The following is a 26,002-nucleotide window of genomic DNA, read 5'->3' as shown; positions in this document are numbered from 1 at the left end:
TGGATCACCCGCACTGGTAGTTTTTCACCATGGAGCTCGAGACGCCGCCGCTGGTGGCCAACGCCGGCGTCGGCGTCCACGGCATCAACACCGCGGTGGACGTCTTCCGCCTCCCCGACCTGTGGCAGCTGCACCTCTACAGCTACAGCGCAGCGTTCGCCGCCGACGGCGCGTGGTTCGACCTCCGCCCGGGAACCGTCAGCCTGGTCCCGCCCGGCACCACCGTCGAGTTCCGCTACCGGGGACGCTCCGAGCATCTGTACGTCCACTTCGCCCTGAATGGATGCCGACGCCGCGACCCCTTCGTCGGCGACGCGGGCCCGGCCCTGCCGATCCTGCGCGAGCTGCTCCTCGACGCGGTGGCCGCGTTCCCGACCTCGCCGGATCGTTCGGCAGCCGCGGTGTGGGCAGCACTGTGGCGCGTATCAGACCTCGCGGACGCCAACGGAGCCGCGCCGCCGAATCCGGTCGTCGCGGCCGTGATCCGCAGGATCGAGGAACACTTGGCCGAACCGTTGGTGGTCGCGGAGTTGGCCCGCATCGCCGGTGTCTCGCACAACCAGCTCACCCGCCTGTTCCACCAGCACGTCGGCGACACGGTCGTCGGCTACATCGCCTCGCGGCGGATGGCCCGCGCACTGCATCTGTTGCAGGCATCAACGCTGTCCGTCACCGCCATCGCCACGACCGTGGGGATTCCGGACCTCCAGGCGTTCAACAAGGCGTGCCGCAAAGCGTTCGGAGCCTCGCCGCGAGCTCTGCGTGACCGGTGACACGGCCGGTGACACGGCCGGTGACACGGTCGGTGACACGGTCGGTGACACGGTCGGTAACGCGACCGCCGAAGGCCTACCAACCGGCGTTCGCGTAGTCCTTCAGGAAGCAGCCGTACAGGTCCTCGCCCTGTTCGCCGCGCACGATCGGGTCGTAGACCCGGGCCGCGCCGTCGACGAGGTCCAGCGGCGCGTGGAAGCCCGCGCCCGCCAGCCGAACGCGGTCCGGGTGCGGCCGCTCGTCGGTGATCCAGCCGGTGTCGACGCTGTTCATCAGGATGCCGTCGGTCTGGAACATCTCCTGCGCGCTGGTGCGGGTCAGCATGTTGAGCGCGGCCTTGGCCATGTTGGTGTGCGGGTGCCCGGCGCCCTTGTAGCCGCGGCTGAAGACGCCCTCCATCGCCGATACGTTGACGATGTGCTTGCGCGCCGCCGGCGAGACCTTCATGGCGTTCCGCAGCCTGCTGATGAGCACGAACGGCGCCGTCGAGTTACAGAGCTGGACCTCCAGCAGCTCGATCGGGTCGACGTCCTCGACGGTCTGCACCCACGAGTTGGTGTCGGCCAGGTCCGGGACCAGGCCCCCGGCGTCGATCGCGGTGCCGGCCGCGATGCGGTCCGGCGCCGCCGAGCCGGCGGTCAGCGCGAGCGAGACGAGGTCCGCGCCCGCGACACCGTCGGCGATACCGAGACCCCGCGCCCCCACGCCGACCAGATCCGCCGCGATCGCCGCCGAGGACCGCGTCTGCCCGGGCAGCGCGACCAGCCCCGAGCCGGTGAAGCGCCCGAAGGAGACCAGCTCCGGCAGCGGCCCGTCGGGCAGCGGCTCGGCCTCGGCCCGGACCAACGGCTCGTAGGCGCCGGCCGAGCGCCGCACGGTCTGCGCGGCGTTGTTGACCATGATGTCCAGCGGCCCCTCGGCCGCGACCGAGTCGGCGAGCGCCACCACCTGCGCCACGTCGCGCAGGTCGATGCCGACGACCCGCAGCCGGTGCAGCCACTCGGCGCTGTCGGGCATCGCGGCGAAGCGGCGCGCGGCGTCGTTCGGGAAGCGGGTGGTGATGGTGAGGTGCGCGCCGTCGCGCAGCAGCCGCAGCGCGATGTACATCCCGATCTTCGCGCGGCCGCCGGTGAGCAGCGCCCGCTTGCCGGTCAGATCGGCCCGGGCGTCGCGGCGCTTCCAGTTCTCGGCGGCGCAGTCGGGGCACAGCTGGTGGTAGAACGCGTGCACCTCGCGGTAGCGCTCCTTGCAGATGTAGCAGCCGCGCTCGCGGTTCAGCACCCCGGCCACCGCGTTGCCCGACGCCGCCGTCTCCGAACTGAGCGGCAGGCCCTGCGTCTCGTCGTCCAGCCGGGTCGGCGCTCCGGTCGCGGTCTTGGCGGTGACGGCGCGATCCGCCTCGATCACCCGCGCCTGCCGCTCGGCCCGCCGCCGGATCTTGACGCTCTTGTAGACCCCGGCCGTCGCCCGCCGCACGGTCACCGCGTCGGGATGCTCGGTCGGCAGTTCCTCGACCTCGGCCAGGATGTCGAGCAGCAGCGCCAGGCGTTCGGGGGCGATGCCGGGACCGAAGTCCTCGGGGGCCTCATCAGTCACAACGGCACCGTCAGACTGTCCGGCCACCACATCGTCTTGCTCGATCACCCGCACAAATCTACCCGGCGTGCGGTGCTGCTCCGGCCGCCTCAGGCAGCCGCTCGCGCCACCAGCTCGGCAATCCGCTTCTTCAGCGCGTCCGTCATCTCGGTGAGCGCGTAGTACGTCGGCCACATCTCGCCGTCGTCGAGAGCGGCCACGTCGCTGAAACCGAGGGTGGCGTAGCGGGTCTTGAACTTGGACGCCGGCTGGAAGAACACCAGCACCTTCCCGTCCTTGGAGTACGCCGGCTGCCCGTACCAGAGCCGCGGGGTCAGGGCCGGCGCCGCCGCCTTCACCAGCTCGTGCAGCTTCTCGGCCAGCTCGCGGTCGTCCGGCGGGAACTCCGCGATCTTCGCCAGGACCTCGGCCTCGGCGTCCGCGCCGGTCGCGGCCTTCTTCGCCGACCGGACCTCCTTCGCGCGCTCCTTCATCGCGGCGCGCTCTTCGTCGCTGAAGTTCTCGGTGCTCTTCTTCGTCGTGTTCGCCATGTCGTCCAGCGTAGGAAGACAGGCCGCGCCGGGCTTCTCCAAAACTGATCAGTGAAGAAGTACAGGAGCACAGAAGAAACAGGAGCACAGAAGGAACACACGACAGCGGGCGCCCGGACCGCCGAGGTCCGAGCGCCCGCCGTCTGAATGCGGCTCGCTACTACTTCACCGTGTAGCTGTAGGGCAGGCCCGTCAGCTCGTCGGCGGTGCCGAACGCCGCGTTGTAGGTGTCCAGGTACACGACACCGCTCACCTTGCTGCCGCTCTTGCCGGTCGGCGTGAACGTGACGGTGATCGTCCCGGTCTGGCCGGGCAGGATCGTCACCGGGGCCAGCGCCGGCGCGGTCGGGTCGACCCCGGCCAGCCACAGGTCGCCGGTGCCGGCCACGGCCGAGCGGTCGAAGGCCAGCGTGGTGACGCTCTCGGCCTCGGTCGCGCTGCCGGTCACGGCGGCGTTCGTGGGCCCGACCGGGGTCGGGTCCTGGCCCCAGACGCCCTGGGTGATCCACGGCGAGTCGACGGTGACCGAGGCGGTCAGGCCCTTGGACACACCGTAGATCTCCGGCGTGCCCGACGGGCTGCTGGCCGAGAAGTCAGCGGCGATCGTCGAGGACTGCGACGCGCGCAGCTCCGTGGTGTGCGTCGGGATCTGGAACGAGGGCTGCGCGCCGGTCGTGGCGAACGGCAGGGCGACGGTCGCGCCGAGCGGCTGCGCCGCCGGCAGGTCGTAGTCGGCGCTGCTGTTCAGACGGGGGTCGGCGAACACGGTCAGCGGGGCCGCGCCGGTGTTCTTGATCTTCACCGTCGCCGTCACCGCCTTGCCGGCCGCGAGCTTGCCCGAGGGCAGGCCCTTGGCGCTGGCGTCGACCGCGTTGTAGCCCAGCCGGCCGGCGAAGGGATCGGCCAGGTCGCCGGCCAGGATCGCCGGGTTGTTGTCGTCCAGGACCAGGGCCCAGCGGCCGGCCGCCGGGGCGTCGGCGTAGCCGGTCAGCGAGGGCTGGAGGCTCTCGTTGCCCTGCGCGTCCACCGCGATGTTCGTGCTCAGCGACACCACCTGGTGGTCCGGGGACTCCAGGTAGGCCGAGACCGCGTGGCTGCCGCTGAACGTCAGGTTCATCGCCAGGTTCTTCTTGCCGCGCGGCACGTCGAAGTAGTACGACTCGGTCTGCGACGGCGTGTTCGCGCGGCCGTTGCCGCCGGTCAGCGCACCGGTGAAGGTGCCGCCGTCGTTGTTCGTGGAGATCAGCGTCCGCTTGGTCACCGGCACCGTGGTGACCTGGTGGAACCCGGTGGTGAAGGCCAGCGCCGCGGAGACGTCGCCGGGGTTGGCGCCCAGCGTCTGCCGCACCGTGAACTTCTGCGACTGCCCCGGCTTGAGCACCGCGCCGGCCGGGCTCACCGAGCCGACGGCCTTGTACTTGGTGGCCAGGAAGTCATAGTTGACGTTGCCCTTGAAGCCGGTGGCGTTGGCGTTGGCGTAGAAGTACGCCGTCCAGGTGCCGGCCGGCGGGTTCGCCTGCTCGACCTGCGCGTAGTTGGTCGTGCCCTGCGGGCTGTTCCAGTTCTCGTACTCGCCGTTCGGGCCGACCAGCACCAGGCGCAGCAGCGTGCTGGTGCCACCGCAGGCGCAGGTGGCCGTGCCGGTCAGGTGGTCGGCGCCGGCCGGGACGGTGAACGTGGTGCTGAACCAGTGCCGCTTCAGGCCGGGGGTCCCCAGGGTGTAGCCCTCGTAGAACCACGGCGAGTTCGGGTCGGTGAAGTCCACGGCCTTGGTGCCGGAGACGTTCGCGACCGTGGTGTCCAGCTCCCGCACGTCCGCCGACACCGTCTGGGTGTTCGGGCTGGTGTTGGTCAGCGTGACGGACGCGCTCTGCTTGGAGCCGCCGTTGCCGATCATCGAGACCTGGGTGTCGCCGCCGGCGGTGGTGGCCATCAGGCCGTCGCCCTGCGCCTTCGGCGCGCCGTTGCCGTCCTTGACGGACATGGCCGTCCGGACCGCGCGGTAGGTGTTCAGCTCACCGGCGCCCTGCTGGTCGGCCGGCAGGCCCAGGTCGCTGGCCGAGGAGGTGAGGATCTGCTTCACCAGCTGCGGCGTCGGACGGACCCCGCCGTGGGTGTTCTCGTACGCCTCGATGACCAACGCGGCGCCGCCGGCGACCAGCGGCGAGGCCATGCTCGTCCCGCCGAAGTCCTCCAGCGAGGCCGGGTTGCCGTTGTAGTCCACACAGGCGCTGAAGCGGGCCTCGGGGCTGCACAGCGCCCAGCCGCCCTGGCCCGGCGCGACCAGGTCCGGAACCCGGTCCTTGACGTTGGTGCCGGAGGAGGACAGCGCCGCGGTGTTGTTCGAGGCCCAGCCGCTGGCCAGGTTCCGCGCGCCGCCGGTACCGGTCTGCGCCTGGTCCCGGAAGGTGGTGGTGGCGCCGACGCTGACCACGTTCGGGTCGACGGCCGGCTGGCCCTCGGTGTTGGTCACGCCGCCGTCGCCGGTGGAGGTGACGACCGTGACGCCGGCGGCGACCGCCGCGTCGTCGGCCAGGCTGGTCACGTCCAGGCCCTCGGTGGGCTCGGCGTTGCTGCCCAGCGACTCGTTGATGACGTCGACGTTGTCCACGTTCACCGCGTAGTCGATGGCCTGCACGACGGTGGAGTCGAAGACCAGGTTGGCCGCGCCGAACACGTTCAGGCCGACCAGCGAGGCGCCGGGGGCGACACCGCGGACGGTGATGTTGCAGCCCGCGGGCAGCGGGTGGTGCGGCATGACGTACTTGGACAGGTCGTAGCTGTGCAGGCCCTGCGCGGCGATGGAGCTGGCGTCGCCGAAGGCCTCGTCGCCGCTCTCGTTGCCGTTCGGGTCCGTACCGGAGAAGTCCTGGTAGTCGCTGAACACGTGGCTGCCGTCGGCCCGGATGAAGTCCGGGTTGTTGACGTCCAGCCCGTCGGCGATCCACGCCACCTTCACGCCCTTGCCGTCCACCAGGTTCTGGGCCTGCGGCCGGTTGGTGTCGGTGAACGCGGTGTTCGTGGTCTGCAGCGCTTCAGGCTCCAGCAGCGGCTTGCTCGGGTCGGTCGGGCAGGTGCCCGGCAGGACCTTGTCGGCCGGGGTCTGGCCGTCGGCACCGGTCTGCGCCGTACCAGCAGAGGCGGCGCCCTTGGCGGAGTCCGCGATGGCCGCCTTCTGCGCGTCGGACAGCGGGTCGACGACCCGCTGCTGGTCGGCCACGACCGCCTCGACGGAGGGGTTCTGCCGCAGGTTCGCGGCCTCGGCGTCGGTCATCTTGGCCGAGAAGCCGTTGATCACCGAGAACTTCTTGATGTCCTGCGCGCCGGTGGCCTGCACGTTGCTGACCAGCGGAGCCTGGTCGGCGGCGGTGGCCGCCTTGCGCTGGGACTTGGCGGTCTTGACCGAAAGCTCGGGGTGCTGGTTCTTCAGCAGCACGATCACGGAGTGCTTCGCGCCGGTCGACAGCGCGGCCAACTGCTGGGCCGCCGACGGCTTGGCGGACATGGGACTCGCCAGGGCCGCGGCGGAGGTGCCGATTCCCAGTCCCAGTGCCGTGACCGCGACCACCGCGATGCGGTGCCTGCGGGCAAACTGCATGGTGTGCCTTTCTCCCGGCGCGCGGCCACGCCGCCGCACGCCCCCTTTGTGATGGAACCCGGGTGGTGCCTTACAGGGTCTTGCGACGAGTAACGGAGAATGGCAATGCGTCTACTGCATTGCGAAGATCGATACTCGTCACAGTAGAGGGTGTCAGGAACCTCAGAAAGACGTAGGCGCTTCTACGTTGCGACACGCCTGGACTTGCGCTCACCTCGTGATACGTGCGCGGGGCGGCGTCTACGCGGTAAGGGGTGAGCAAGGGTCGTGAGGGTGGAAACGCCGTCAGGGCGGGGATCCGTGGATCCCCGCCCTGACGGGTATTAGCACTTTTATAGGATACGGCGATTTCCGATGGACCGCCGGGTCCCGCGGGGTTTAGAAGAAGCCGTCGTCCCCGTTGTTGTTGTAGTCCCCGCCGCCGTTGTTGTAGTCCCCGCCGCCGAAGTCGCCGCCGCGGTCATAGTCGGCCTGCTGGTAGTCGTTCTGCTGCCATTCCTGCTGCTGGAACTCCTGCTGTTGGAACTCCTGCTGCTGCTGGAATTCCTGCTGCTGATACTCCTGCTGCTGGAACTGCTACTGGTCGGAGTACCCGCGCTCCTCGAAGCCGCGCTCGTACGCCTGCTGCTCGTCGCGCTTGTTCTCATCGCCCTCGAGCATCTCGCCCAGCAGCATCCCGCCGACCAGGCCCGCCGCGCCCGCGCCGATCACCGCACCGGTGCTGTGCCCCTGGTGCGGCGGCTGCTGGTACTGCGCCTGCTGCGGGTAGCCCGGCTGCTGCGCCGGATAGCCCTGCTGCGGATAGCCGGCCTGGGGGTAGCCCTGCTGTGGATACCCCTGCTGTTGGACCGGCTGGTAGTACGGCGGCTGAGTGGTCTGGATGCGCTGCGCACAGAACTGGCAGACCTCGACCGGTCGTGCCACGCCCCACTGCGGCTGCCACATGACGTTGACTGACGCCTGGCCGTGCGCCGGATCGAAGAAGCAGATCACGGGTGTCCCCCATATCGTTGAGCCTTCCGCGATCCTAAACGGGCTGCGGACGGCTGGGGTTCCCCGTTTGCGATCTCTTTTACCGCCGCCTCACGCCGTGCACCGCTCCCCCTGCGGCGGAAGGGTGCCGCTGACCAGGTACGCCTCCATCGCCGACGCGGCGCACTGGTTGCCGCTGCCGAACGCCGCGTGCCCGGTGCCCACGCGGGTCAGCAGCCGCGCGTTGGCGAAGCCGTTCGCCAGGTTCACAGCGTTCTGGTACGGCGTCGCCGGGTCGTCGGTGGTGCCGATGACCAGGATCGTGTCCGAGCCCTGCGCCTTGATCTGGTGCGGCTTCTCCTGGGTCTGGAACGGCCAGTTCGCGCACATCGGCTGCGCCAGGTCGGCCGGGGCCAGGTTCGAGTTCAGGATCGAGGCGCCGGACTTGAGCTGGCTGTACGCGGTCTGCACTTCCGAGGCGCTGGGCGTCGGGGTGGTGAAGTCGGCGCAGCGCACCGCGATCAGGCCGTTCTGCTCGGTGCTGTAGTGGCCCTCGGGGTCGCGGCCGTTGTACTGGTCGGCGCCGGCCAGCAGCTCCGAGCCGTCGCCGTTCTTCATCGCCTTGGTCAGCCCCTCGCGCAGGTACTTCCACCAGTCCGAGCCGACGTCGCCGTAGAGCCCGATGATGACGCCGGTCCAGCCCAGCGTCTGGTCCAGCGGCCGGTTCGGGTCGCCGCTGGGCAGCGGGTGGTCCTGCAGGCCGTCGATGAAGTGGCCGAGCTGCTGCGCCGCGGCCGTCGGGCTCCCGGACAGCGGGCACTGCGAGGCGTAGTTGGTGACGCAGTCGCCGGCGAACTTCTCCAGCGACTTCTCGAAGCCGACCTGCTGCTGGACGTCCGCCTCGAGCTGGTCGGCGTTCGGGTCCACGGCGCCGTCGAGCACCATGTGGCCGACGTTGGCCGGGAACTCCTCGGCGTACACCGAGCCGATGTAGGTGCCGTAGGAGATGCCGAGGTAGTTCAGCTTCTTGTCGCCGAGGACCTGGCGCATCAGGTCCATGTCCTGCGCGACGTACTTGGAGCCGACGTAGGGCAGCAGGGCGCCGGATTTCTTCTCGCAGGCCGCGGCCAGGGTCTTGCTGTCCTGCTCGGCCTTCGCCGCCCGGGCCGCCGCGTCCTTGGGCGGGTCCTGCTCGTAGAGCTTGTCCTGGGTCTTGTCGTCCAGGCACGTGATCGCGTCGCTGCGGCCCAGCCCGCGCGGGTCGAAGCCGATGATGTCGTAATGCGCGTGCAGGGCGCCGTCGAACTCCGACTTGGACTCCTCGACGAAGTCCACCCCGGAGGCGCCGGGCCCGCCGGGGTTGGTGAACAGCGAGCCGAGCTTGTTCGCCTGGTCCGCGGCCGGCCACTTCACCAGGGCGAGTGTGACGTCCTTGCCCGTGGGCGCGGTGTAGTCCAGCGGGACCACGACGGTCCCGCACTGGAAGGCACTCAGGTCCGCGCTCGGGTCGTCGGCCGGCTCGCTGGTGCAGGCCCCCCAGGAGACCTGCTGGGAGTCGAAGCCCTGGAGCGAGGTGAACTTGCCGCTCGGCAGCGAACCGGACCCCGAGGACCCGCCCGAGGAGCTGGAGGAGCCCCCGGAGGACCCCCCGCTGCCGCCGACCGAGCCGGTCGAGGTGCACCCGGCGACCAGGGTCCCGCCGAGCAGCATCGCGACGACGGATATGGTCCGGCCCCGGCGAGCCCCGATTACCTTCATGCGCTCATGTGTATCACCTCGTCCCGACCCTAGAATCACGATATGGATGCCTTCCTGGAACTCTTGGGCGCACGGGGACGCGCCACACTGGCGACGATCAAGAAGGACGGACGACCCCAGCTGTCGGTCATCAGCTACGCCTACGACCCCGCTGACCAGGTCATCCGGGTCTCGATCACCGCAGACCGGGCGAAGACCCACAACATGCGCCGGGACCCCCGCGTATCGCTCATGGTGCATCCGGAGGCCTACAAATACGCGGTGTACGAGGGCGACGCCGAGCTGTCACCGGTCGCCCAGAGTCCGGATGACGAGACGGTCGAGGAGTTGGTGCGTCTCTACCGCGCCGCGTCCGGCAAGGAGCACCCGGACTGGGACGAGTACCGGGCCGCGATGATCGCCGACAAGCGCCTGGTCCTGAGCATCCGGGTGACCCACGCCTACGGCATGGGGGTCTGACACGGACCCGCGCGAGCCCGAGCCGGTCAGCGCCGATCCCCCCAGGCTGCCCGGCCCGCCGCTGATGACCCAGTCCTGGCTGGACGCGACGTTCCTGCACTGGGCCGTCGATCCGGAGGCGGTGGCGCCGCTGCTGCCCGCCAAGGTGCGGCCGGACGTCGTCGACGGGGTGACCTACGTCGGACTCATCGCCTTCCGTATGCACCGGATCGGATGGTGGCCGCTGCCCGGGATGCCGTACCTGGGGACGTTCCCGGAGACCAACGTGCGGCTGTACTCGGTGGACGAGGCCGGGCGGCGCGGTGTGGTGTTCCGGTCGCTGGAAGCCTCGCGGCTGCTGCCGGTGGCCACGGCGCGGACGGCGTTCCGGCTGCCGTACCGCTGGGCGCGGATGTCGGCGTACCGCTACGGGGACGTGTACTGGTACGGCTCGCGGCGCCGCGAGCCGGGGCTGCCGCACGCGCAGAGCCTGATCGGGGTGCAGGTGGGGCCGGCCATCGAGACGCCGTCCGCGCTGGACCACTTCCTGACGGCCCGGTGGCGGCTGCACTTCACCCTCGCCGGCCGGACCGTGCACATGCCGAACGCGCATCCCCGGTGGCCGTTGCACCAGGCGGAACTGCTCGCGTGCGAGGAGGACCTGGTCGCCGCGGCCGGGCTGCCGGGAGTCTCGTCCCGGCCGCCGGACAGCGTCTTGTTCTCGCCGGGAGTGCCGGTGCGGTTCGGGACGCCGCGCGCCGTCAGCCGGGATTGAAGCGGCTGATCAGATAGCGCACGAAGACCAGATCGCCGATCGGCCGGGTCTCCGCCAGGGTCATGCGGTGCCGCGCGTTCTGCGGGAAGTCGGCGGCCCGCACGAAGCGCGGAGCCCGGTCGTCGCCGACGAAGAACGGCGCGATCGCCAGGTGGATCTCGTCGGCGAGGTCCTCGGCGAGGAACCGGGTGTGCAGCGAGCTGCCGCCCTCGACCATCAGCCGGTCGACGCCGCGCCGCTTCAGATCCGCGAGGATGCCGGGGAAGTCGACGAGCGCGCCGGCCGCCACCACCTCGGTGTCCGCGACGGCGGCCAGCCGGTCGGCCTGCGCCGGCACCGCGGCGTCGGCGCAGTAGACCAGCTTGTGGCCGCCGGTGGTGAAGAAGCGCGCGACGGGGTCCAGCGCGCCGGCGCCGGTCACCGTCACCTTGACCGGGTGCTCCGGCAGACCGCGCCGCACCCGGTCCGCGCGCCGCTCCGGATCGCGGACCAGCAGGCGGGGGTCGTCGCGCCGGATGGTCTCGGCGCCGACCATGATCGCGTCGGAGCCGGCCCGGAGCGCGTCCACCCGGTCGAAGTCCGCGTCGTCGGAGAGCATGAGGCGGTCGGGGGTGGTGTCGTCGAGGTGGCCGTCCAGGGACATGGCGGCGCTGAGGATCACGTGGGGGCGCTCGAGCATGGAGTCATCGTGGCACGCGCCGATCACGCGCCGGTCAATCGACGCGCTGGGCGGCCGGCCTCAGGAAGACGCGGTCCCGCTCGCCGACCTCGGCCATCGGGCCGGCGGCGCGCAGCACGACGTCCAGGACCCGTTCGGGGTCGGCGGCATAGTGTCCCGAGGCCCAGGCCGCGTTGGCCTCGATGACCGCGGGCTGCTCATCGATCAAGCCGACATCGACCACGACCGCGCTCGGTAGCTTGTCGGCCGACTCCTGGAGTACTTCCCGCGCGAAACCGAGGATCTGCTGCTCCGACTCGTGGCCGGTCAGCGGCTCGATGTCGAGATCGCCTTCGATCGCGTACTGCGCGCCGGTGACGATCTCTCCGTCGATCGCATAGAGCCGGAACTCGACGGTGAACCGGACCGGATCGCTGGCGAGTACCGGGGTGTCGGAATCGACGGCGTCGGGGCCGGGCAGTTGTGTGCCCTCAAGGTAGACACGAGCCGGAAAACTCTTGTCGTTGGGCGGTTTCAGGAACGCCGGGATGCGCAACGTCCACGCCTCGGCCATCGTCAGCATCCTGATCTCGCGGCACACCGCTTCGCGTGGGAGCCGGGTCAGCCAGTCGTCCGGCGGCTCCAGCAGAGCGATGTCCAGCTCGGCGGCCACCGCGTCGGCGAACAGCGGGCCGGCATAGAGGTGCGCGGGCCCGCCGACGAGAAAGCCCTCCGGGACGCGCCAGCCGGTCAGGTGCTCGGTGAGCAGGCCCCGGCGGTGCGCGACCGAGGCCAGGACGTGCGAGGTGTCGTTGGCGCGCGGTGAGAAGACGAGCGTGCGCGGCAGCTCGATCATGGTGGACCCTCCCCGTTTGTCCGCCCCGGTTTTGTGCGCCCCGGTTTTGTTCGCCCAGAGAGTACGCGATCTCCGTTGCGGAACCAGGGGTTTTCCCGGAGGCGTTCCCGGGACATGACGGTGAAGCAGCGAGTCAAACGTGTCATGCGTTCCAGGAAGGCCCGCCGGCGCGACCGCGAGCGCGGCGGCCCGGACTGGCCCGCGGGTCCCGACGGCGGCGTCCGCGAACCACGACGACCGAAGGGGTCGCCGCCTCAGGACTCGATCTCTCTTACGGAGCCACGGTAGAAACGTCCCATGCGCCTCACCGGACTCACCGCCAGCGAAAAGCGAGTCCGGGAGGACTTCCGGGACGGCGGCCGCACTTCCTTCGCGACCGGCGACCCGGCGGCGGACGACCCCGCGGTGGGCTCGACATGGGGCCCGGAGCGCACGCTGCGCGCGTCGTTCATCAGAGGCCTGATCGAGGAGGCGGGTGAGCGCCGCGCGCCGCTGCGGGTGGTCGGCGCCCGGGTCGTGGGGCGGCTGGAGTTGGAGTACCTGGAGCTGGGCTACTCGCTGAGCTTCGGGGAGTGCTGGTTCCAGGACGACCTGGACCTGCACGACTCCCGCCTGCGCCGCCTGAACCTGCGCGGCACCCGCCTGGCCGGCCTGAACGCGTCGTTGGCGCGGGTCGAGGCCACGGTGGTGATGCACCGCGCGCGCGTCGATGGACTCGTCCGCCTCGACCACGCCGTCATCGGCGGCGAGCTGCTGATCACCGAGGCGCACCTGTCCCATCCCGGCGACCTCGCCCTGCGCGCCGAACGGGTCCGCGTCGGCGGCGACCTGATGCTGTGGGGCACGACGATCGAGGGACGCGCCACCCTGCGCGACGCGAAGGTGGACGGCGTCATGAGCCTGGAGCGGGCCCGCCTCAGCGACCCCGCCGGCCAGGCCCTGGACGCGGCCCGCATCCAGGTCGGCAGCGACCTGCTGGCCGACGAACTGCGCGCCGAGGGCGCCATCCGGCTGTCCGGCGCCGAGATCAAGGGCCTGCTCCGGATGGCCGACACGAAACTGAGCAACCCCGGCGCCACGGTCCTGGAGGCGTACCAGGCGAAGATCGGAGCCGACCTGCAGTGCTACCGCGGATTCGAGGCCGACGGCCTGGTCCGCATCCAGGGCGCCCACATAGCGGGCCACGCCCGCTTCGACGACGCGATCCTGCGCGGCAACGGCACCGCCGCCCTCGACGCCCGCTACGCCGAGATAGGCGGCGCCGCCCGCTGCCGCGGCGTTCAGGCCACCGGCACCATCGCCTTCGCCAGCGCGCGTGTGGGGAACGATGTGGACTTCCGCGGGACGGTGGTGGCCGCGGCGGTCGAGGAGTCCGCCAATCTGCTCTACCTCGGCAACCTCCGCGCCGGCGAACTCACCCTCCGCTTCGCCGTGCCGCCCGCCGGCGGCATTTATCTCGCCAACGCCCAGATAGGCGTCCTCAACGACGACCCGGCCGTCTGGCCCCCGCACCTGACCCGCGACGGCTTCGTCTACGAGCGCATCGCCGAGCCCGGCCCGGTCACCGACCGCATCGGGTGGCTGGAGCGCGAGTCCGCCGGCTATCGGCCCGGCCCCTACGAGCAGCTCGCCGCCGTCTACCGCCGGCAGGGCCTGGACGGCGAAGCCCGTCGCGTCCTGCTCGCCAAGCAGCGTGCCCGGCGCCGCACGTTGCCGCGGGCCGCGCGACCCTGGGGCGTGATCCAGGACGCGGCGGTCGGCTACGGCTACCGTCCCGAGCGCGCCCTGGGGTGGCTCGCCGCGCTGCTGATCACCGGGGTCGTGGTCTTCGGCCTGCGGCATCCCGTGCCCCTCGGGCCGGACAAGGCGCCGCCTTTCAATGCCCTGATCTACTCCCTCGACCTGCTGCTGCCGGTCATCAACTTCGGCCAGGGCCGCGCCTACGTCGCCACCGGCGGGACCCAGTGGATCGCCTATCTGCTCACCGCCGCCGGCTGGATCCTGGCCACCACCATCGCCGCCGGCGTCGCACGAGCCGTCAACCGCGCATAAGCCAGTGCGCCACCCCTGGTTCAGCCCCCTGAAGCGCTGGCATGGTGGACCCCATGTCGTCACAGCCGATGCCGCCGCGCCGCAACGACGCCGAAACGAGCGGCTCACGGAACCACGTCATCACCGGGGGCGGATTCTCCTCTGTCTCCGCCCCCGCCGCGGACGCCGCCCCGAACGGCGCCCCCGGCCTCGCCGAACTCCTCACCGGCCACCTCGGCCCCGACGCCGGCCTGTTCCCCGTCGCCACCACGACGTGGCCGCCCTATGAGCACGTCAACGTCCAGGGCGCCCTGGACCGTTGGCTGTCCCGCAACGGCACCCCCTTCCGCCTGGTCGGCATGGCCGGCTTCCGGCACCGCATGTTCGGCCTGTCCGACCTGTTCCACGAGACCGGCCAGCACGCCATGGCGATCAGCGGCGTGTCCATGACCGACCAGCCCAGCGGCCCCGGCGACCAGACCAGCACCTGCGTCCAGTGCGGCCTGTACCTCGTGGACGGCGTCGACGGCCCCGACGACGGCGACCGCACCGAGGACCCGCGCCCGCCGCTGGCCTTCCTGCTGCGCGGCACCGAGATGCGCGGCCCGCAGCAGGACGTCAGCCTGGAGATCGCCTGCGCCGACCGCGCCCTGGCCCGCAAGGCCGCCAACGAGATCCGCCGGCTGGCCGTGGAGTTCAGCGTCTACCGCGGCCACGTCCTGGAGTTCGGCGCCGAGGTGTTCGGCCCGCACCAGGCCGCCCTGAGCTTCCACGAGCGTCCGGCCATGGACCGCGAGGAGCTGATCCTGCCGCCGGGGATGCTGGAGGGCATCGAGGCGCAGATCCTGGGCGTGAACCGGCACCGCGCGGCCCTGCTGGCGCACGGCCAGCACCTCAAGCGCGGCGTGCTGCTGTTCGGCCCGCCCGGCACCGGCAAGACCCACACCGTCCGGTACCTGATGAGCCGCCTGCCCGAGACCACCGTCGTGGTCCTCACCGCCAACGCCCTGCGCCTGATCGGCCAGGCCTGCGAGATCGCCCGCGCGCTGCAGCCGGCGCTGGTGGTGGTCGAGGACGTGGACCTGATCGCCCAGGACCGCTCGGCCCACATGCACGCCACCCCGCTGCTGTTCCAGCTCCTCAACGAGATGGACGGGCTCGACGGCGACGCCGACGTCACCTTCCTGCTCACCACCAACCGCGTCGACGTCCTGGAGTCGGCGCTGGCGATGCGGCCGGGCCGCGTGGACCACGCGGTCGAGGTGCCGCTGCCGGACGCCGAGGGCCGGGCCCGCCTGCTGGAGCTCTACCGCGGCGGCCTGGATCTGGACCTGACCAAGGCCGACAGCCTGATCGAGCGCATGGACGGGGTCACCGCCTCCTTCATCAAGGAGCTGATACGGCGGGCGGCGCTCATCTCCCTCGACGAGCAGGACCAGGGCTCCGCCCCCGAGGCCGCCGGCAGCCTGCACGTCAGCGCCGACCATCTCGACGCGGCGCTGGAACTGCTGGCCGGCTCCCGCCACCAGCTGACCCGAAGGCTCCTCGGCGCCCCGGACGCCCTCGCCTAGCGCACCTTTAGGAACGCGTCGACGTCGGCGATCACGTTCGTCCCGTCGGCCCCGCTCAGCAGTTGTGTCCCGTGGTCCGAGCCGTCGTAGGTCAGGACGTGCGCCAGGTTCGGCAGATCCGCCTGGAAGGTCTTGGCGGCGTCGGCCGATCCGTAGCCGTCCTGGGCCGCCGTCAGCAGGAGCACGGGACACGTCAGCTTTCTGACATACGTGGACACATCGATGTTCGGGCTGAGCGTCGCCTCCGCGGACAACGTCACCACCGCGGTCACCGGCGGCTTGATCCCGGCCGCGGCGACCAATGAGATCTTGCCGCCCTTCGAGGCGCCGAGCAGGAACACCGGCCCGGACCCGTGCGCCCGGAGGCCGGCGACCATCGCGGTCAGGTTCGCGACAGGGTCCTGATCCGAGTAGTCCCACATCGCGACCTTGTAGCCCTCGCCGACCAGATGGTCCGCGTACGCCTGCCACGACCACTGGTCCTGGTCGCTCTCGTTGCTCAGCACGATTGTCCGCGCGCCGGTGCCCCAGACGGTGTAGCCGGCGCTCAGCCGCGCGGTGATGTAGTCCGTAACGGCGCCCTCGAACCCCTTATCCGCCAACAGGTCCCAGCCGTGTCCCGAACCGCCAGGCCGTACATCCAGCGTCTTGAGCACCGGCGGCGCCGCCAACGCGGCGAACAGATCGCGCTCGTCGGCGGTCGAGACGTTGGTATCGCCGTCCGCGACGGCCATGAAGACGGGGACGTGGATGGTCGGCGCCTCGGCCGGCAGAGTGCCGAGCTCGTCGGCGGACAGCGCCACGACCGCCGCCACACCGGGCGCCGAGTCCGCGGCGGGTCCGGCCTCGGCGGCCAGCGCCGCCGTCGCCCCGGCTGAGGCCCCGGCGAGCACGATCGTCGTGACGCCGGCGGAATGGAGCTCGTTCAGCGCGGTGTCGACGGCCGAGACGTCCTCGGCGGGGCCGGGGCCGGTCTTCGGGCACGTGCCGGCGCCTTGGCACGGCAGGTCGAAGACGAGGACATGCAGCCCCTTGGCCGCCAGCTCGCCCGCATAGGGCATCCATCCGCACTCGCCTCGCGAGCCGGCCTCCGGAACCAGCACCACGCCCCGGGCGCCCCGGCCCATCTCCACCGCGGGCAGCGTGAGGCTGTCGTCGGTGGTGAGCGTCAACGCCCGCGCGCCGGCCGGCTGCCCGGGACACGCCGCGGTCACAGGGGTCTGAGTCACTCTGCCGGGCGCCGCCGTCCGCGGACTGCCCCCGTGGCAGCCCGCGACGGCCAGCGCCAGGACCAGTGCGGACACGATGCGGGATGGTCGTCGCCAGTCCAGGGCCATGCCCCCGACGATGCACCGCGCGACAACCGGCGGCGAAGCTTTCTATCCTGGCGGAAAGGCTTGCGGAGGACCGATGTTGCGCATCCACTTCAGCCCCGGCGACTTCGCCCGGGTCCGCTTCCTGCCCCGGCCCGCGCCGCTGGTGGAGCTGAAGCTGTCGCTGATGATGTCCCGGCGCCGCGACTCGCCGGTCCTGTTCGGCCGCTGGCGCCGCGACGTGGGCCGGCGCCTCCCGGCCAGCACCAGGCCGCTGTGGGACCTGCTCCAGCCGTTCCGCGGCCCGGCCTTCCTCGACCCGGTCTCCCGCGACCTCGAGGAGGGCCTGGACCTGGTCCGCGGCACGCCGGGCACCGAGGTCCGCTCCGCCGTCGCCGGCCTCCAGCGGCCGCCGACCCCGTGGGTCAAAGCCCTGATGGACCGGGACGCCCAAGCCTGGGCCGTCCTCGACCGGGGCCTGCGCGACGCCTACCAGTCCGTCCTGGCCACCGCGTGGACCACCGTCCGCGAACGCCACGCCGCCGAGTTCACCCGCTTCGCCCTACGCGCCGCCGAGAACGGCGTCGAACCGGCCCTGACCACCCTGGCCGCCGGCTCCACGGTCCACGACGGCACCTGGCACATCCCCGCGCTCAAAGACCGCGACCACCACCTGACGGGCAAAGGCCTGACCCTCCTGCCCACCTTCCACTGGACCCACGAACCCCTGATCGGCTTCACCCCCGACCAGCCGCTGCTCCTCGTCTACCCGGCCGGCCCCGGCTTCCCGCCGCCCGCCGAGACCCCGACCGGCGACCCCCTCGCCGACGTCCTGGGCACCTCCCGAGCCCGCGTCCTGCGCCTGCTGGAGCACCCGCACACCACCACCGACCTCGCCGCCGACGCGAACCTCAGCCCGGCCGCGACCAGCTCCCACACCACGGCCCTGCGCCGAGCCGGCCTGATCACCACCCGCCGCGACGGCCGCAGCGTCCAGCACACCCGCACCGACCTCGGCCGCATGCTCACCGAAGCCGGCCCCGCGTAGGCCCGGCCTGCCGCCGCCCGCCGCACCGGCACCGCCGCCGGCGAAAAGCCGACGACCCCACCACCTGTCGACCCGATGATCACAGATCACCCGCCCCACCCGCCCCACCCAACCCCGCCCGACCCCCACCCGACGCCCACCAGACCCCCACCGGACAACCGAGTGGCGAAGCACCCCCCGCCATCCGCTATTCTTGTGCCGTCGCCCCACGGAGCCGGTCCCGATCGGAACCGCGGGACGCGCTATTGGCGGGTTGCCCGAGCGGCCAATGGGAGCGGACTGTAAATCCGTCGCGAAAGCTTCGAAGGTTCGAATCCTTCACCCGCCACAAGCAGGAAGAACAGCCCCTGATCTGCAGCAATGCAGTTCAGAGGGCTGTTTTGCTTTAAGCTTGGCTGGCCCGGCGCCGAAGAATGCACGGTGGAGCCGACACGCTTTGCTTCGATGACCCTCCCGACCTGGGCAGATGAGCCAAAGCCGGCCAAGCTTCGAGCGTCTCGAAATATGAGACGGGACGTATGGTCGAGCCTCCTCCATGTCACATACGCGCCAAAAATGACACCTTCTCGAGGACGGCACAAGCAGGTGGTGCCGTGACGGAGGACTCAGCATCCGTCGCAATTGGCAACGTCACGCGGAACGAGCGCCCACGCAGCGCGTATCTACATAGATCTCGACCTTGTGCGTGCCGACTATCTCATCCATGCGGGTCAGGCTGCGTGCTCGTACTCGTACTGCAGTCCGTCACGCAGTAGGAACTGCGGCACCGCGGCAGCGCGCTGTCACACCTTCACGAAGATCTTGGCAGAACCGCGTCTACTCATGCCTTGACCAGCCGGAACGCCCTCTGACCTGGGCGCAAGTGCCGAAGACGACGGCCGCCAATCGAGTGACTTCTCCGCAGGCGATCGCGACACGCTGTGACGGATGACCCGGCAAGGGCTGTTATTTGCCCAGTATGTCTCGAAACACATCGAGAACGGAGAGCCAATGAAGTTCAGGAGAAGCGTCGCGGTCCTGGTCGCCGCGTGCGGCCTGTCGGTGACGGGTATCGCCGGGGCCGGCGCGGCCCAGGCCGTCACGCCGTCGGCCGGGCCGGTGGCCATCGCCCACGCGCTGCGCGGCCAGGAGCAGCTGTCGCTACAGCAGCTGCTCGACCTGGCCACGCACAAGGTGCGGGGCACGTACCCGAACGCTTCGCTGATGCTGGCCGACGGCGCCTCGCCGACCGGCAGCACCCGGAACATGGAGGATGTGACCGACTGGCGGCTCGTCTACAACACCAACGACGCCAGCTCCCCGGTCAAGTCGCTGGAGCTGTACACAACCCTCGAGGGCGAGATCAGCCACCCGGTCCTGCACAACCAGCCCTGGGGCGGGGTCGTGCGCATCCCGGACCAGGTCGGCCTCTCGCCGGACATGGCCTATAGCATCCTGATGGACGCCGGGCACAACGACCCGTACCAGTACGTCTCGCTGGTCAAGCCGCTCATCGCCAACCCGCACCTGCAGTATCACTTCTCGAACATCCGGGGTGGCTGCGACGGGTTCGCCGTGAACGTCGACGACTTCGCCGTGAACCCCATCTGCTGAGGCGGTTCCCTGGCAAGGGCCCGGATCGGGATGCCTTCCCGATCCGGGCCCTCATTCCGTTCCGGGTTCGAATCCGGGTCCCCGCCTGCGGACACGCCCTGGCGTAGGGCTGTCTATCTCGCCGGGCGCACCTCTGGCACCGCACCGCACCGCACCGCACCGTCAAAGTGTCGCCACCCCCGCCCGGACGACCCCCGCGCCCAGGACAGCTCCTAGGACACGCCGGTAGGCACCCCCGCGTCGAACGCAGCGGCCACCGCAAGCGCCTCGACGTCCCACACGAGTCCCTCGATGTCGTCGGGCGCCAGGGACCGGTGTCCGCGCACAGCATCATGTCGATCGCGTCGCAGGGATCTGTGATGCGCAGATACGGCGGCTCGAAGGGGTTCGCCTTCTTCATCTCCCAGTGGAAGGCGTTCAGGGCCAGCGCCGCCTCCAGCCGCTCGGGCGTGATCGGCTCCGCGTCAAGTCCTGATTGTCCACGCCCCTGGGCCGCGACCCGTTGGACTACCGGACTACGGCGCGTACATCAGATGCCGGGGCCGGCCACGTAGGTGAAGCCGCCGGTGAGCGTGGCGGATCCGCCTGCGGTGCCGACCATAGAGGCACTGAAGGGTGGCCGCGCAGTCCACGTGGAAGAAGTCTGTGGCCGGGATCGTCTTGGCGTGAGCCCGTAGGAACGTGCGCCAGTTGTCGTCGTGCCGATGCGACGGAGGGATGCGGTGGGGCTCGCAGGATCCGGCGGATCGTGGATGCGCCGACGCGGTGCCCGAGGCGGCGCGGTTCGCCCTGGATCCGGATCACGCCCCAGGTCCGGTTCTCGCGAGCCAGCCGGACGATGAGCGCGCCCAACTCCTCGCTGATCGGCGGGCATCCGGGAGCTGTCGGCTGGCGCTATTTCGCTGTGGCCAGCCGGCGGTGCCACCGCAGCAACGTCGCGGGAGTGACGATCCGGTGGGCCCGCAGCAAATTCGGCAGCATCCGGGCCAGCGCGGCGAAGACCGCACGGTCGGTCCAGGTCAGTCCCGGCTTCGGGTTGCCGCGGCGCAGGACCATCACCTCGTGGCGGAGCACCAGTATCTCGACGTCCTTCGATGCCGAGGAGCGTGCCAGCAGCGCCAGCCAGGAGAGCAACTTGACGAAGAGCTGGTAGATCAGTCGCACGGCCACAGACAGATCATGTGAGTCGGGTCTCGGAACACAAGCTGGCGTCCAGGCCCCGAGACGCGGGCTGCCTAGAAGTGTCACAGCTCAACCCCAGCGGCCACATATTGGAGCAGCACAGAGTTGACCCGCCTGCGAATATCAAAGATCTGTAACAGGTGGCCATCTCCGCCGCGTCGGATCGAGTGCAACCCCGATCCACACGCTCGGAGGAACCCTTAGTGAACGCGAAATCCGGCCGTACCACGGCGCTGACCGCGAGCGCTTTAATGAGCCTCGCCGCTCTGACCGGTGCCGCCACGACTGCAGCCGCGGCATCAACGCCAGTCGCGCAGACCGCCGTCCCGATACAGCTCCCGGCGGACCTGGCTGGACACACGTACACGCTCCCCACCGGCGACATAGTGACGGTGCACGGCACCGGAAGCGGCGCCACCTATACCGTGCACGGCCCGGACGGCAGGCCCGCGCAGGCCATCGAATACGACGTCGGCAACGGCCACGCCTACGTCGTCCCGCTGTCCGTGATCGCGGACGACAAGGGCTTCGACCAGGCACAGTTCGACATCCCCGCCCTGGCCTCCGCGCCAGCGCCACCGAAACCGGCCGTGGTCCCGCATTACGCCATGAACATCCTGCAGGTAAACGCCACGGACCTGACCGGGGCGCCGGCGGTGTCCGCCATGACGCTGCTGACCAACGTCGACAGCGTGCAGCGGTGGGGCAACGTGATCCCGGTGGTCAACGGCGTGGCCAGGGCCGCGGTTCCCGCCGGGCACTACGCGGCGTACACGATCTTCGTGACCAGATCAACGGGCGGACCACTCAACACCGAGGTGGACACCGACCACGTGGTCGTCCAGAACGACCTGACCGTCCCGCAGACCGGCGGCGTCACCACGCTGACCGCCGACGAGCGGACCGCGACTTCGCAAGTCACGGCGGCAACACCCCGGCCCTCCACCACTGACGTGGTGCAGGCTCTCCTCACGCGCACCGACGCGGCCGGCCAGAAGGGCAACCTCCAACTCTTCGGGAACTCGCTGTGGCTCAGCCCTCAGCCGAAGCCCCAACTCGGCACCCTCAGCTACGAGCTCGTCTGGGGCGGGGGCGATCCGTACGGCAAGGACCCGTACCACTACGACCTGATGTACGGGCCCGTCGACCACATCGACGCGAACCAGACCTGGCCGGTGGACCCGCACAAGCTCGCTGTACAGCACAACACGTTCGACACCGACGAGGCGCTCGCGAATCAACGTGGTTTCTTCGGCGTGGGCGCCTTCCTGCCCAACGGGGGCGGCGGGTCAACCGCGGTCTACCCCATGAACCCGAGCCATCTCACCGAATATGTCAGTGCCCCGATGCCCGGCGCGCAGTGGACCGAGTCCTACGCCCCGAACATCGGGTTCGGCACCCCGATCGGTTCGGTTCCCCCGCTGAGGATGTTCGTCCAGCCACGCGTGGTGTCGTTCGTCCCGGGCACGGAAACCTGGCGATCCTGGGCACACGGTCCGCTGACGCCGCAGATCGGCCAGGTCCGCGGTGCCGGAGCGGTCTGCGGGGCATGCGCTGACGGCTCGACCCTCGACATGGCCTTCCCGCCGCTGGTCGACTCCGAGCCGGACACAGAGATCCTCCCGCTCGGCGCCCATTCCACCCACTTCTCCCTCTACCGGGACGACACACAGATCTTCAGCCAGGACATGGCCGACGGGGCCGAGGTCACCGGCGTCCCGCAGCAGGCTGGGACCTATCGAGCGGTCTTCGACATGGACATGTCCGGCTCCGGCCTGTCCCAGTCCACTGGGTCGCACACCGACGTGACGTTCCCCTACCGCCCGACCGGCGATCCGGCGTTGCCGACCGGGGATATGTGTCAGGCCCAGGGCGCGAGCACCACACCCTGCCAGATCCTGCCCGTCCTCAATCTGACCTACCACCTGCGCACCGATGGCATCGAGGTCGGTGACAAGCCGGTGCAGAAGCTCGACCTGACCGTCGGTCACCAGTCGTTCGACGGCCTCGGTTCCCACGCCGCCGTGACCGGTGCGACTGTCTCTGTCTCCTTCGACGGCGGCAAGACGTGGACCGCCGCGAAGGTCACGAAGACCGGGGGCGGCCACTTCACGGCGCAGTGGCCGAACAGCGCGGCCAAGGGCACGACGCCCTGGCTGAGGGTCACCGCCACCGACGCGATCGGCGGCGCCATCAGCCAGACCGTCGACAACGCCTACACCATCGGCTGAGGGGGAATCATGAGTCTGATACGCAAGCCGCGCGCCGTGCTCCTGACCGGGGTCGCGGCACTGCTCACCGCCACGCTGGTGCCGGCCGGCGGCGCCGCAGCCGCCGGCGTCACCGTCGCCAAGCCGGCTCCGGCCGGCAACGTCAAGGACGCGTGCGGCCCGGTGAAACCGGGCGACGCCCGCTGCTTCGCCGAGATCCGTACCGACGTCCACGGCGGCACCGGGGTCCGCGGCAAGGCGGCGGCCCGCATCACCGGGCACGCGGCACCGCTGCCGTCCGGACTCGGTCCGGCGGACCTGCACTCGGCCTACAACCTGCCGACGACCGGCGGCGCGAACCAGACCGTTGCCGTCGTCGACGCCGGCGACAGCGCGAACGCCGAGGCTGACCTGGCCGTCTACCGCAGCACCTACGGCCTGCCGGCCTGCACCACCGCGAACGGCTGCTTCCACAAGGTGAACCAGCGCGGCACCGCCACCGCTCCGCCCAGCGACCAGGGCTGGGGCGTGGAGGCTGCCCTCGACGTGGACATGGTCTCCGCGGCCTGCCCACAGTGCAAGATCCTCCTGGTGGAGGCGGACACCCAGGCCGCCTCGGACCTGGCCGCCTCCGTCGACACGGCGGTCCGGCTCGGCGCCAACGAGGTGTCGAACAGCTACGGCATCCAGGAGTCGGGCGACACCGCGACCTACGCTAAGGACTACCAGCACCCCGGCGTGGCCATCCTCGCCTCCTCCGGAGACTCCGGCTACACGATTCCGAGCGAACCGGCCGTCTACACCAGCGTCGTGGCAGTCGGCGGCACCTCCCTGGCCAAGGCGTCGAACACCCGCGGCTGGTCGGAATCGGCCTGGAGCCAGGCAGGCAGCGGCTGCTCCGCGTGGATCGACAAGCCCGCCTGGCAAACCGACCCCAACTGCCCCGGCCGCATGGTCGCCGACGTGTCGGCGGACGCCGACCCGAATACCGGCCCAGCCGTCTACGACACCCTCGATGGCGTCCCCGGCTGGATCATCGTCGGCGGCACCAGCGCCTCCTCCCCCTTCCTCGCCGGAGTGGTGGCACTGGCCGGCCACCCCGAGCACTTCGCCGACGCCTCCCGGCTGTACGGGCCTTCCGCGGCGGCCGGCCTCAACGACGTAACGACCGGCTCCAACGCCATGCCCTGGAACGACTGCGGCGGCGACTACCAGTGCACCGCGGGTGTCGGCTACGACGGCCCGACCGGCAACGGCACGCCGAACGGCTTGACAGCCTTCTGAGGACAGACGGAACGCAGACAGCCCCGGGGAATCCTCGGGGCTGTCTCGCGTGGCAGAGCACTCGCCATCGCGGCAGAAGGTGTCGTGTCCGACTGTCGCAAACGCCGTGTGCCGGCGTCTCGGGACTTTGTGTCTCGTCGATTTCTACAGGCTGGAAGCACAGAACCCCGTGACTCGTCGCCGCCTCGCGCTCACCATCGCCCTGGTCGCCTTCTGTCACCGCCGGATCGAGTCCTCAGCCGGCCAGTCCTTCGCACCTGAGGCTTCAAGTGACCGGTGGCCGCTCGAACGACGTCACGCACCTCGCGTTCCAGCTCACGGATCTGTCGGCGCAACGGAGGCTGTGCGATCCGCAAGCGAACGGCGGCCCGCTGGAAACCGCCTCCTATCCGGCTACCGGTGAGGCTTAGCCTGCCGAGCCAGCGACCGCACGCGGCGACACGATGACGGCCTACGCGGCAGGTCACCGGGTGGAGTAATGGCGGCATGCTGCCGCGTTGATGGGCGACCGGTCCTCCCTGACTCCGAGGTGTACGGATAAGCCGCTCCACGAGCCGGGAGACCATGATGGCCAGCAAGAAGACCAACGGACTCGCCGACGCAAACCGCCTGGGCGCCTGTCGGCGTGTCCTATTCGGCCGGCTGGAACACCGAGACCCTCACGCTGAGCGCCTACGCGGGCCGGACGATTGCCGCGATCAACCTCCGGTTCGCCGCACCGGCGCCGACCATGTACAACGTCAACATCGGCGAGCTCGCCTACCTCGAGGGCCAGCCCGTGATTCCTCCCGCCCCGAAGGGGTTCGCCATCGACGCCGCCTATGTCTACAACAACATCGCCGAGGTGCTCCTGTCCTGGACCCTCGACCCGGGCATCTGGTACTACGACATCAGCCGCGTCCGCCCCGACGGCTCGGTCGAGGCCCTCGGCCGCACCCTTGACGAGGTCTTCTACGTCAAGGAGGTCGCCAGAATCGGCAGCGGGACCTCGACCAGGATCCAGCTGACACCGGTCACCCTGACCGGAGGCGAGGGCCCGCCCGCGACCGCGACCCTGACCTGGCCCCGCACCGGGACGGGTCCGGCAGACGCCTAGCCCCCCGCCTCGTCCCCGAGGCGGCTGAGAAAGCGCTGACGTGGTGGTCGCGCAGACCGGCCACCACGTGCAGCCGGCGGCCGCCCCGCGGACCGGCTGGCAACCGCATCCGTGCCATCGCCAAGGGGCCGGCCTTCACCGTGCCCGCGCGGGTCCCATCGAGATCCTGAAACGGGGCCGATTACGACGCCGCCTATCATCTGGACGGGCGCACGACCAGTTCCAACCCCGGACGGCACCCGGCGCCGCACGTGAGAACCGCCGCGCCGACCGCCCCCACCGGAAAACGGATCAACACGACGAGTCCCGCCGGGCGAGGCTGTCAGTCGTTGACGAACATGACCGAGCCGGCGATCGGCAGCCGCAGCTCCGTGATCTGCCCCGGGTAGACGATCTGCACCGGGCCGTTGCAGTCCGGCGTCAGATACACCAGTGCGAGGCTGTCGGTGCGGTTGAGGACGGGGCCGGCGAAGCTCTGGGCCTGAATCTGCGTGCACTGATCGCTGGGCTGGTCGACCAGGACCTGTCGGCCGTACTCGTTGTGGTAGATGAAGATCCCGGACGAGGCCTGGGCGAGCCCGGCGGGGACGGCCACCGCGAGGGCTGCGGCTCCCGCGACTGCTGCGGCGGTGAGGACACGGCGTACAGGCATTGCAGTTCCTTTCATGTACGGCTACTGACATCAGGCTTCTTCCGCCAACTGTCCACCGCCATTCCCG

20 protein-coding genes and 1 tRNA gene are annotated in these 26,002 nt (G+C 70.3%); 11 read left to right on the top strand and 10 right to left on the bottom strand.

What is annotated here, in order from left to right; all coding sequences use genetic code 11:
- Positions 1–29 precede the first annotated feature (29 nt).
- Positions 30–773, top strand: coding sequence for a helix-turn-helix domain-containing protein (locus ABH926_RS12360; protein ID WP_370365618.1), 744 nt, complete (start codon positions 30–32; stop codon positions 771–773).
- Between the two features lie 76 nt (positions 774–849).
- On the opposite strand, the gene ABH926_RS12355 is transcribed toward ABH926_RS12360, so the two are convergent.
- From ABH926_RS12355 to ABH926_RS12335, 5 genes are all read right to left on the bottom strand, one after another.
- Positions 850–2,370, bottom strand: coding sequence for an SDR family NAD(P)-dependent oxidoreductase (locus ABH926_RS12355; protein WP_370365617.1), 1,521 nt, complete (start codon positions 2,368–2,370; stop codon positions 850–852).
- A gap of 89 nt (positions 2,371–2,459) precedes the next feature.
- Complete coding sequence (locus ABH926_RS12350) at positions 2,460–2,900, bottom strand: iron chaperone (RefSeq protein WP_370365616.1); 441 nt, start codon at positions 2,898–2,900, stop codon at positions 2,460–2,462.
- A 160-nt stretch (positions 2,901–3,060) separates the two neighbouring features.
- Positions 3,061–6,498 (bottom strand): S8 family serine peptidase, encoded by a 3,438-nt coding sequence (locus tag ABH926_RS12345; RefSeq protein ID WP_370365615.1) that lies wholly within the window; start codon positions 6,496–6,498, stop codon positions 3,061–3,063.
- A gap of 576 nt (positions 6,499–7,074) precedes the next feature.
- A complete protein-coding gene (locus ABH926_RS12340; RefSeq protein WP_370365614.1) occupies positions 7,075–7,491 on the bottom strand; it encodes a hypothetical protein in 417 nt (138 codons plus the stop codon).
- 90 nt (positions 7,492–7,581) lie between these two features.
- Complete coding sequence (locus ABH926_RS12335; protein ID WP_370365613.1) at positions 7,582–9,228, bottom strand: alpha/beta hydrolase; 1,647 nt, start codon at positions 9,226–9,228, stop codon at positions 7,582–7,584.
- A 42-nt stretch (positions 9,229–9,270) separates the two neighbouring features.
- Between ABH926_RS12335 and ABH926_RS12330 the strand changes: the two genes are divergently transcribed.
- Both ABH926_RS12330 and ABH926_RS12325 read left to right on the top strand, forming a co-directional pair.
- Positions 9,271–9,687, top strand: coding sequence for a PPOX class F420-dependent oxidoreductase (locus tag ABH926_RS12330; RefSeq protein WP_370365612.1), 417 nt, complete (start codon positions 9,271–9,273; stop codon positions 9,685–9,687).
- Between the two features lie 64 nt (positions 9,688–9,751).
- Positions 9,752–10,441: a YqjF family protein gene (locus ABH926_RS12325; protein WP_370365611.1), complete on the top strand. Its 690-nt coding sequence runs from the start codon at positions 9,752–9,754 to the stop codon at positions 10,439–10,441.
- On the opposite strand, the gene ABH926_RS12320 is transcribed toward ABH926_RS12325, so the two are convergent.
- A complete protein-coding gene (locus tag ABH926_RS12320; RefSeq protein WP_370365610.1) occupies positions 10,428–11,120 on the bottom strand; it encodes a RibD family protein in 693 nt (230 codons plus the stop codon). The two genes, ABH926_RS12325 and ABH926_RS12320, sit on opposite strands and share 14 nt — an antisense overlap.
- A 34-nt stretch (positions 11,121–11,154) precedes the next feature.
- Positions 11,155–11,955, bottom strand: a complete 801-nt coding sequence (locus ABH926_RS12315) for an ATP-grasp domain-containing protein (protein ID WP_370365609.1) — start codon at positions 11,953–11,955, stop codon at positions 11,155–11,157.
- Positions 11,956–12,252: 297 nt separating this feature from the next.
- On the opposite strand from ABH926_RS12315, the gene ABH926_RS12310 reads away from it, so the two are divergent.
- Together ABH926_RS12310 and ABH926_RS12305 are read left to right on the top strand one after the other, a co-directional pair.
- A complete protein-coding gene (locus tag ABH926_RS12310) occupies positions 12,253–14,007 on the top strand; it encodes a hypothetical protein (RefSeq protein ID WP_370365607.1) in 1,755 nt (584 codons plus the stop codon).
- A 53-nt stretch (positions 14,008–14,060) separates the two neighbouring features.
- Entirely contained in the window at positions 14,061–15,557 is a 1,497-nt protein-coding gene (locus tag ABH926_RS12305) for an AAA family ATPase (RefSeq protein ID WP_370365606.1), read from the top strand.
- Here the strand turns inward: ABH926_RS12305 and ABH926_RS12300 are convergent.
- On the bottom strand, positions 15,554–16,861 hold the full coding sequence (locus ABH926_RS12300) for a hypothetical protein (protein ID WP_370365605.1): 1,308 nt from the start codon (positions 16,859–16,861) through the stop codon (positions 15,554–15,556). The genes ABH926_RS12305 and ABH926_RS12300 overlap by 4 nt on opposite strands.
- A 106-nt stretch (positions 16,862–16,967) precedes the next feature.
- Here ABH926_RS12300 and ABH926_RS12295 point away from each other — a divergent pair, with 106 nt between their 5' ends.
- From ABH926_RS12295 to ABH926_RS12285, 3 genes are all read left to right on the top strand, one after another.
- On the top strand, positions 16,968–17,918 hold the full coding sequence (locus tag ABH926_RS12295; RefSeq protein ID WP_370365604.1) for an ArsR/SmtB family transcription factor: 951 nt from the start codon (positions 16,968–16,970) through the stop codon (positions 17,916–17,918).
- Between the two features lie 247 nt (positions 17,919–18,165).
- Positions 18,166–18,246, top strand: a tRNA-Tyr gene (locus ABH926_RS12290).
- A gap of 662 nt (positions 18,247–18,908) precedes the next feature.
- Positions 18,909–19,511 (top strand): hypothetical protein, encoded by a 603-nt coding sequence (locus ABH926_RS12285; RefSeq protein WP_370365603.1) that lies wholly within the window; start codon positions 18,909–18,911, stop codon positions 19,509–19,511.
- Between the two features lie 894 nt (positions 19,512–20,405).
- Here ABH926_RS12285 and ABH926_RS12280 read toward each other — a convergent pair.
- A complete protein-coding gene (locus tag ABH926_RS12280; RefSeq protein WP_370365602.1) occupies positions 20,406–20,681 on the bottom strand; it encodes a hypothetical protein in 276 nt (91 codons plus the stop codon).
- A gap of 215 nt (positions 20,682–20,896) precedes the next feature.
- On the opposite strand from ABH926_RS12280, the gene ABH926_RS12275 reads away from it, so the two are divergent.
- From ABH926_RS12275 to ABH926_RS12265, 3 genes are all read left to right on the top strand, one after another.
- Positions 20,897–22,924, top strand: a complete 2,028-nt coding sequence (locus tag ABH926_RS12275; RefSeq protein WP_370365601.1) for a hypothetical protein — start codon at positions 20,897–20,899, stop codon at positions 22,922–22,924.
- A gap of 9 nt (positions 22,925–22,933) precedes the next feature.
- Positions 22,934–24,187 carry a peptidase S8 gene (locus ABH926_RS12270; protein WP_370365600.1) on the top strand — a complete coding sequence of 418 codons (1,254 nt, stop codon included), beginning with the start codon at positions 22,934–22,936 and terminating at the stop codon, positions 24,185–24,187.
- 625 nt (positions 24,188–24,812) lie between these two features.
- Positions 24,813–25,283, top strand: a complete 471-nt coding sequence (locus ABH926_RS12265; RefSeq protein ID WP_370365599.1) for a hypothetical protein — start codon at positions 24,813–24,815, stop codon at positions 25,281–25,283.
- A 322-nt stretch (positions 25,284–25,605) separates the two neighbouring features.
- Here the strand turns inward: ABH926_RS12265 and ABH926_RS12260 are convergent, their stop codons facing one another.
- The gene (locus ABH926_RS12260) at positions 25,606–25,935 is read right to left on the bottom strand and encodes a hypothetical protein (RefSeq protein ID WP_370365598.1); all 330 of its coding nucleotides are present in this window, start codon (positions 25,933–25,935) and stop codon (positions 25,606–25,608) included.
- Positions 25,936–26,002 lie beyond the last annotated feature (67 nt).

It is taken from the genome of Catenulispora sp. GP43, from assembly GCF_041260665.1.
Classification (GTDB): Bacteria; Actinomycetota; Actinomycetes; order Streptomycetales; family Catenulisporaceae; genus Catenulispora.
Note: the sequence above shows the minus strand (reverse complement) of the source record. Positions and strands in the feature narration are given on the sequence as shown.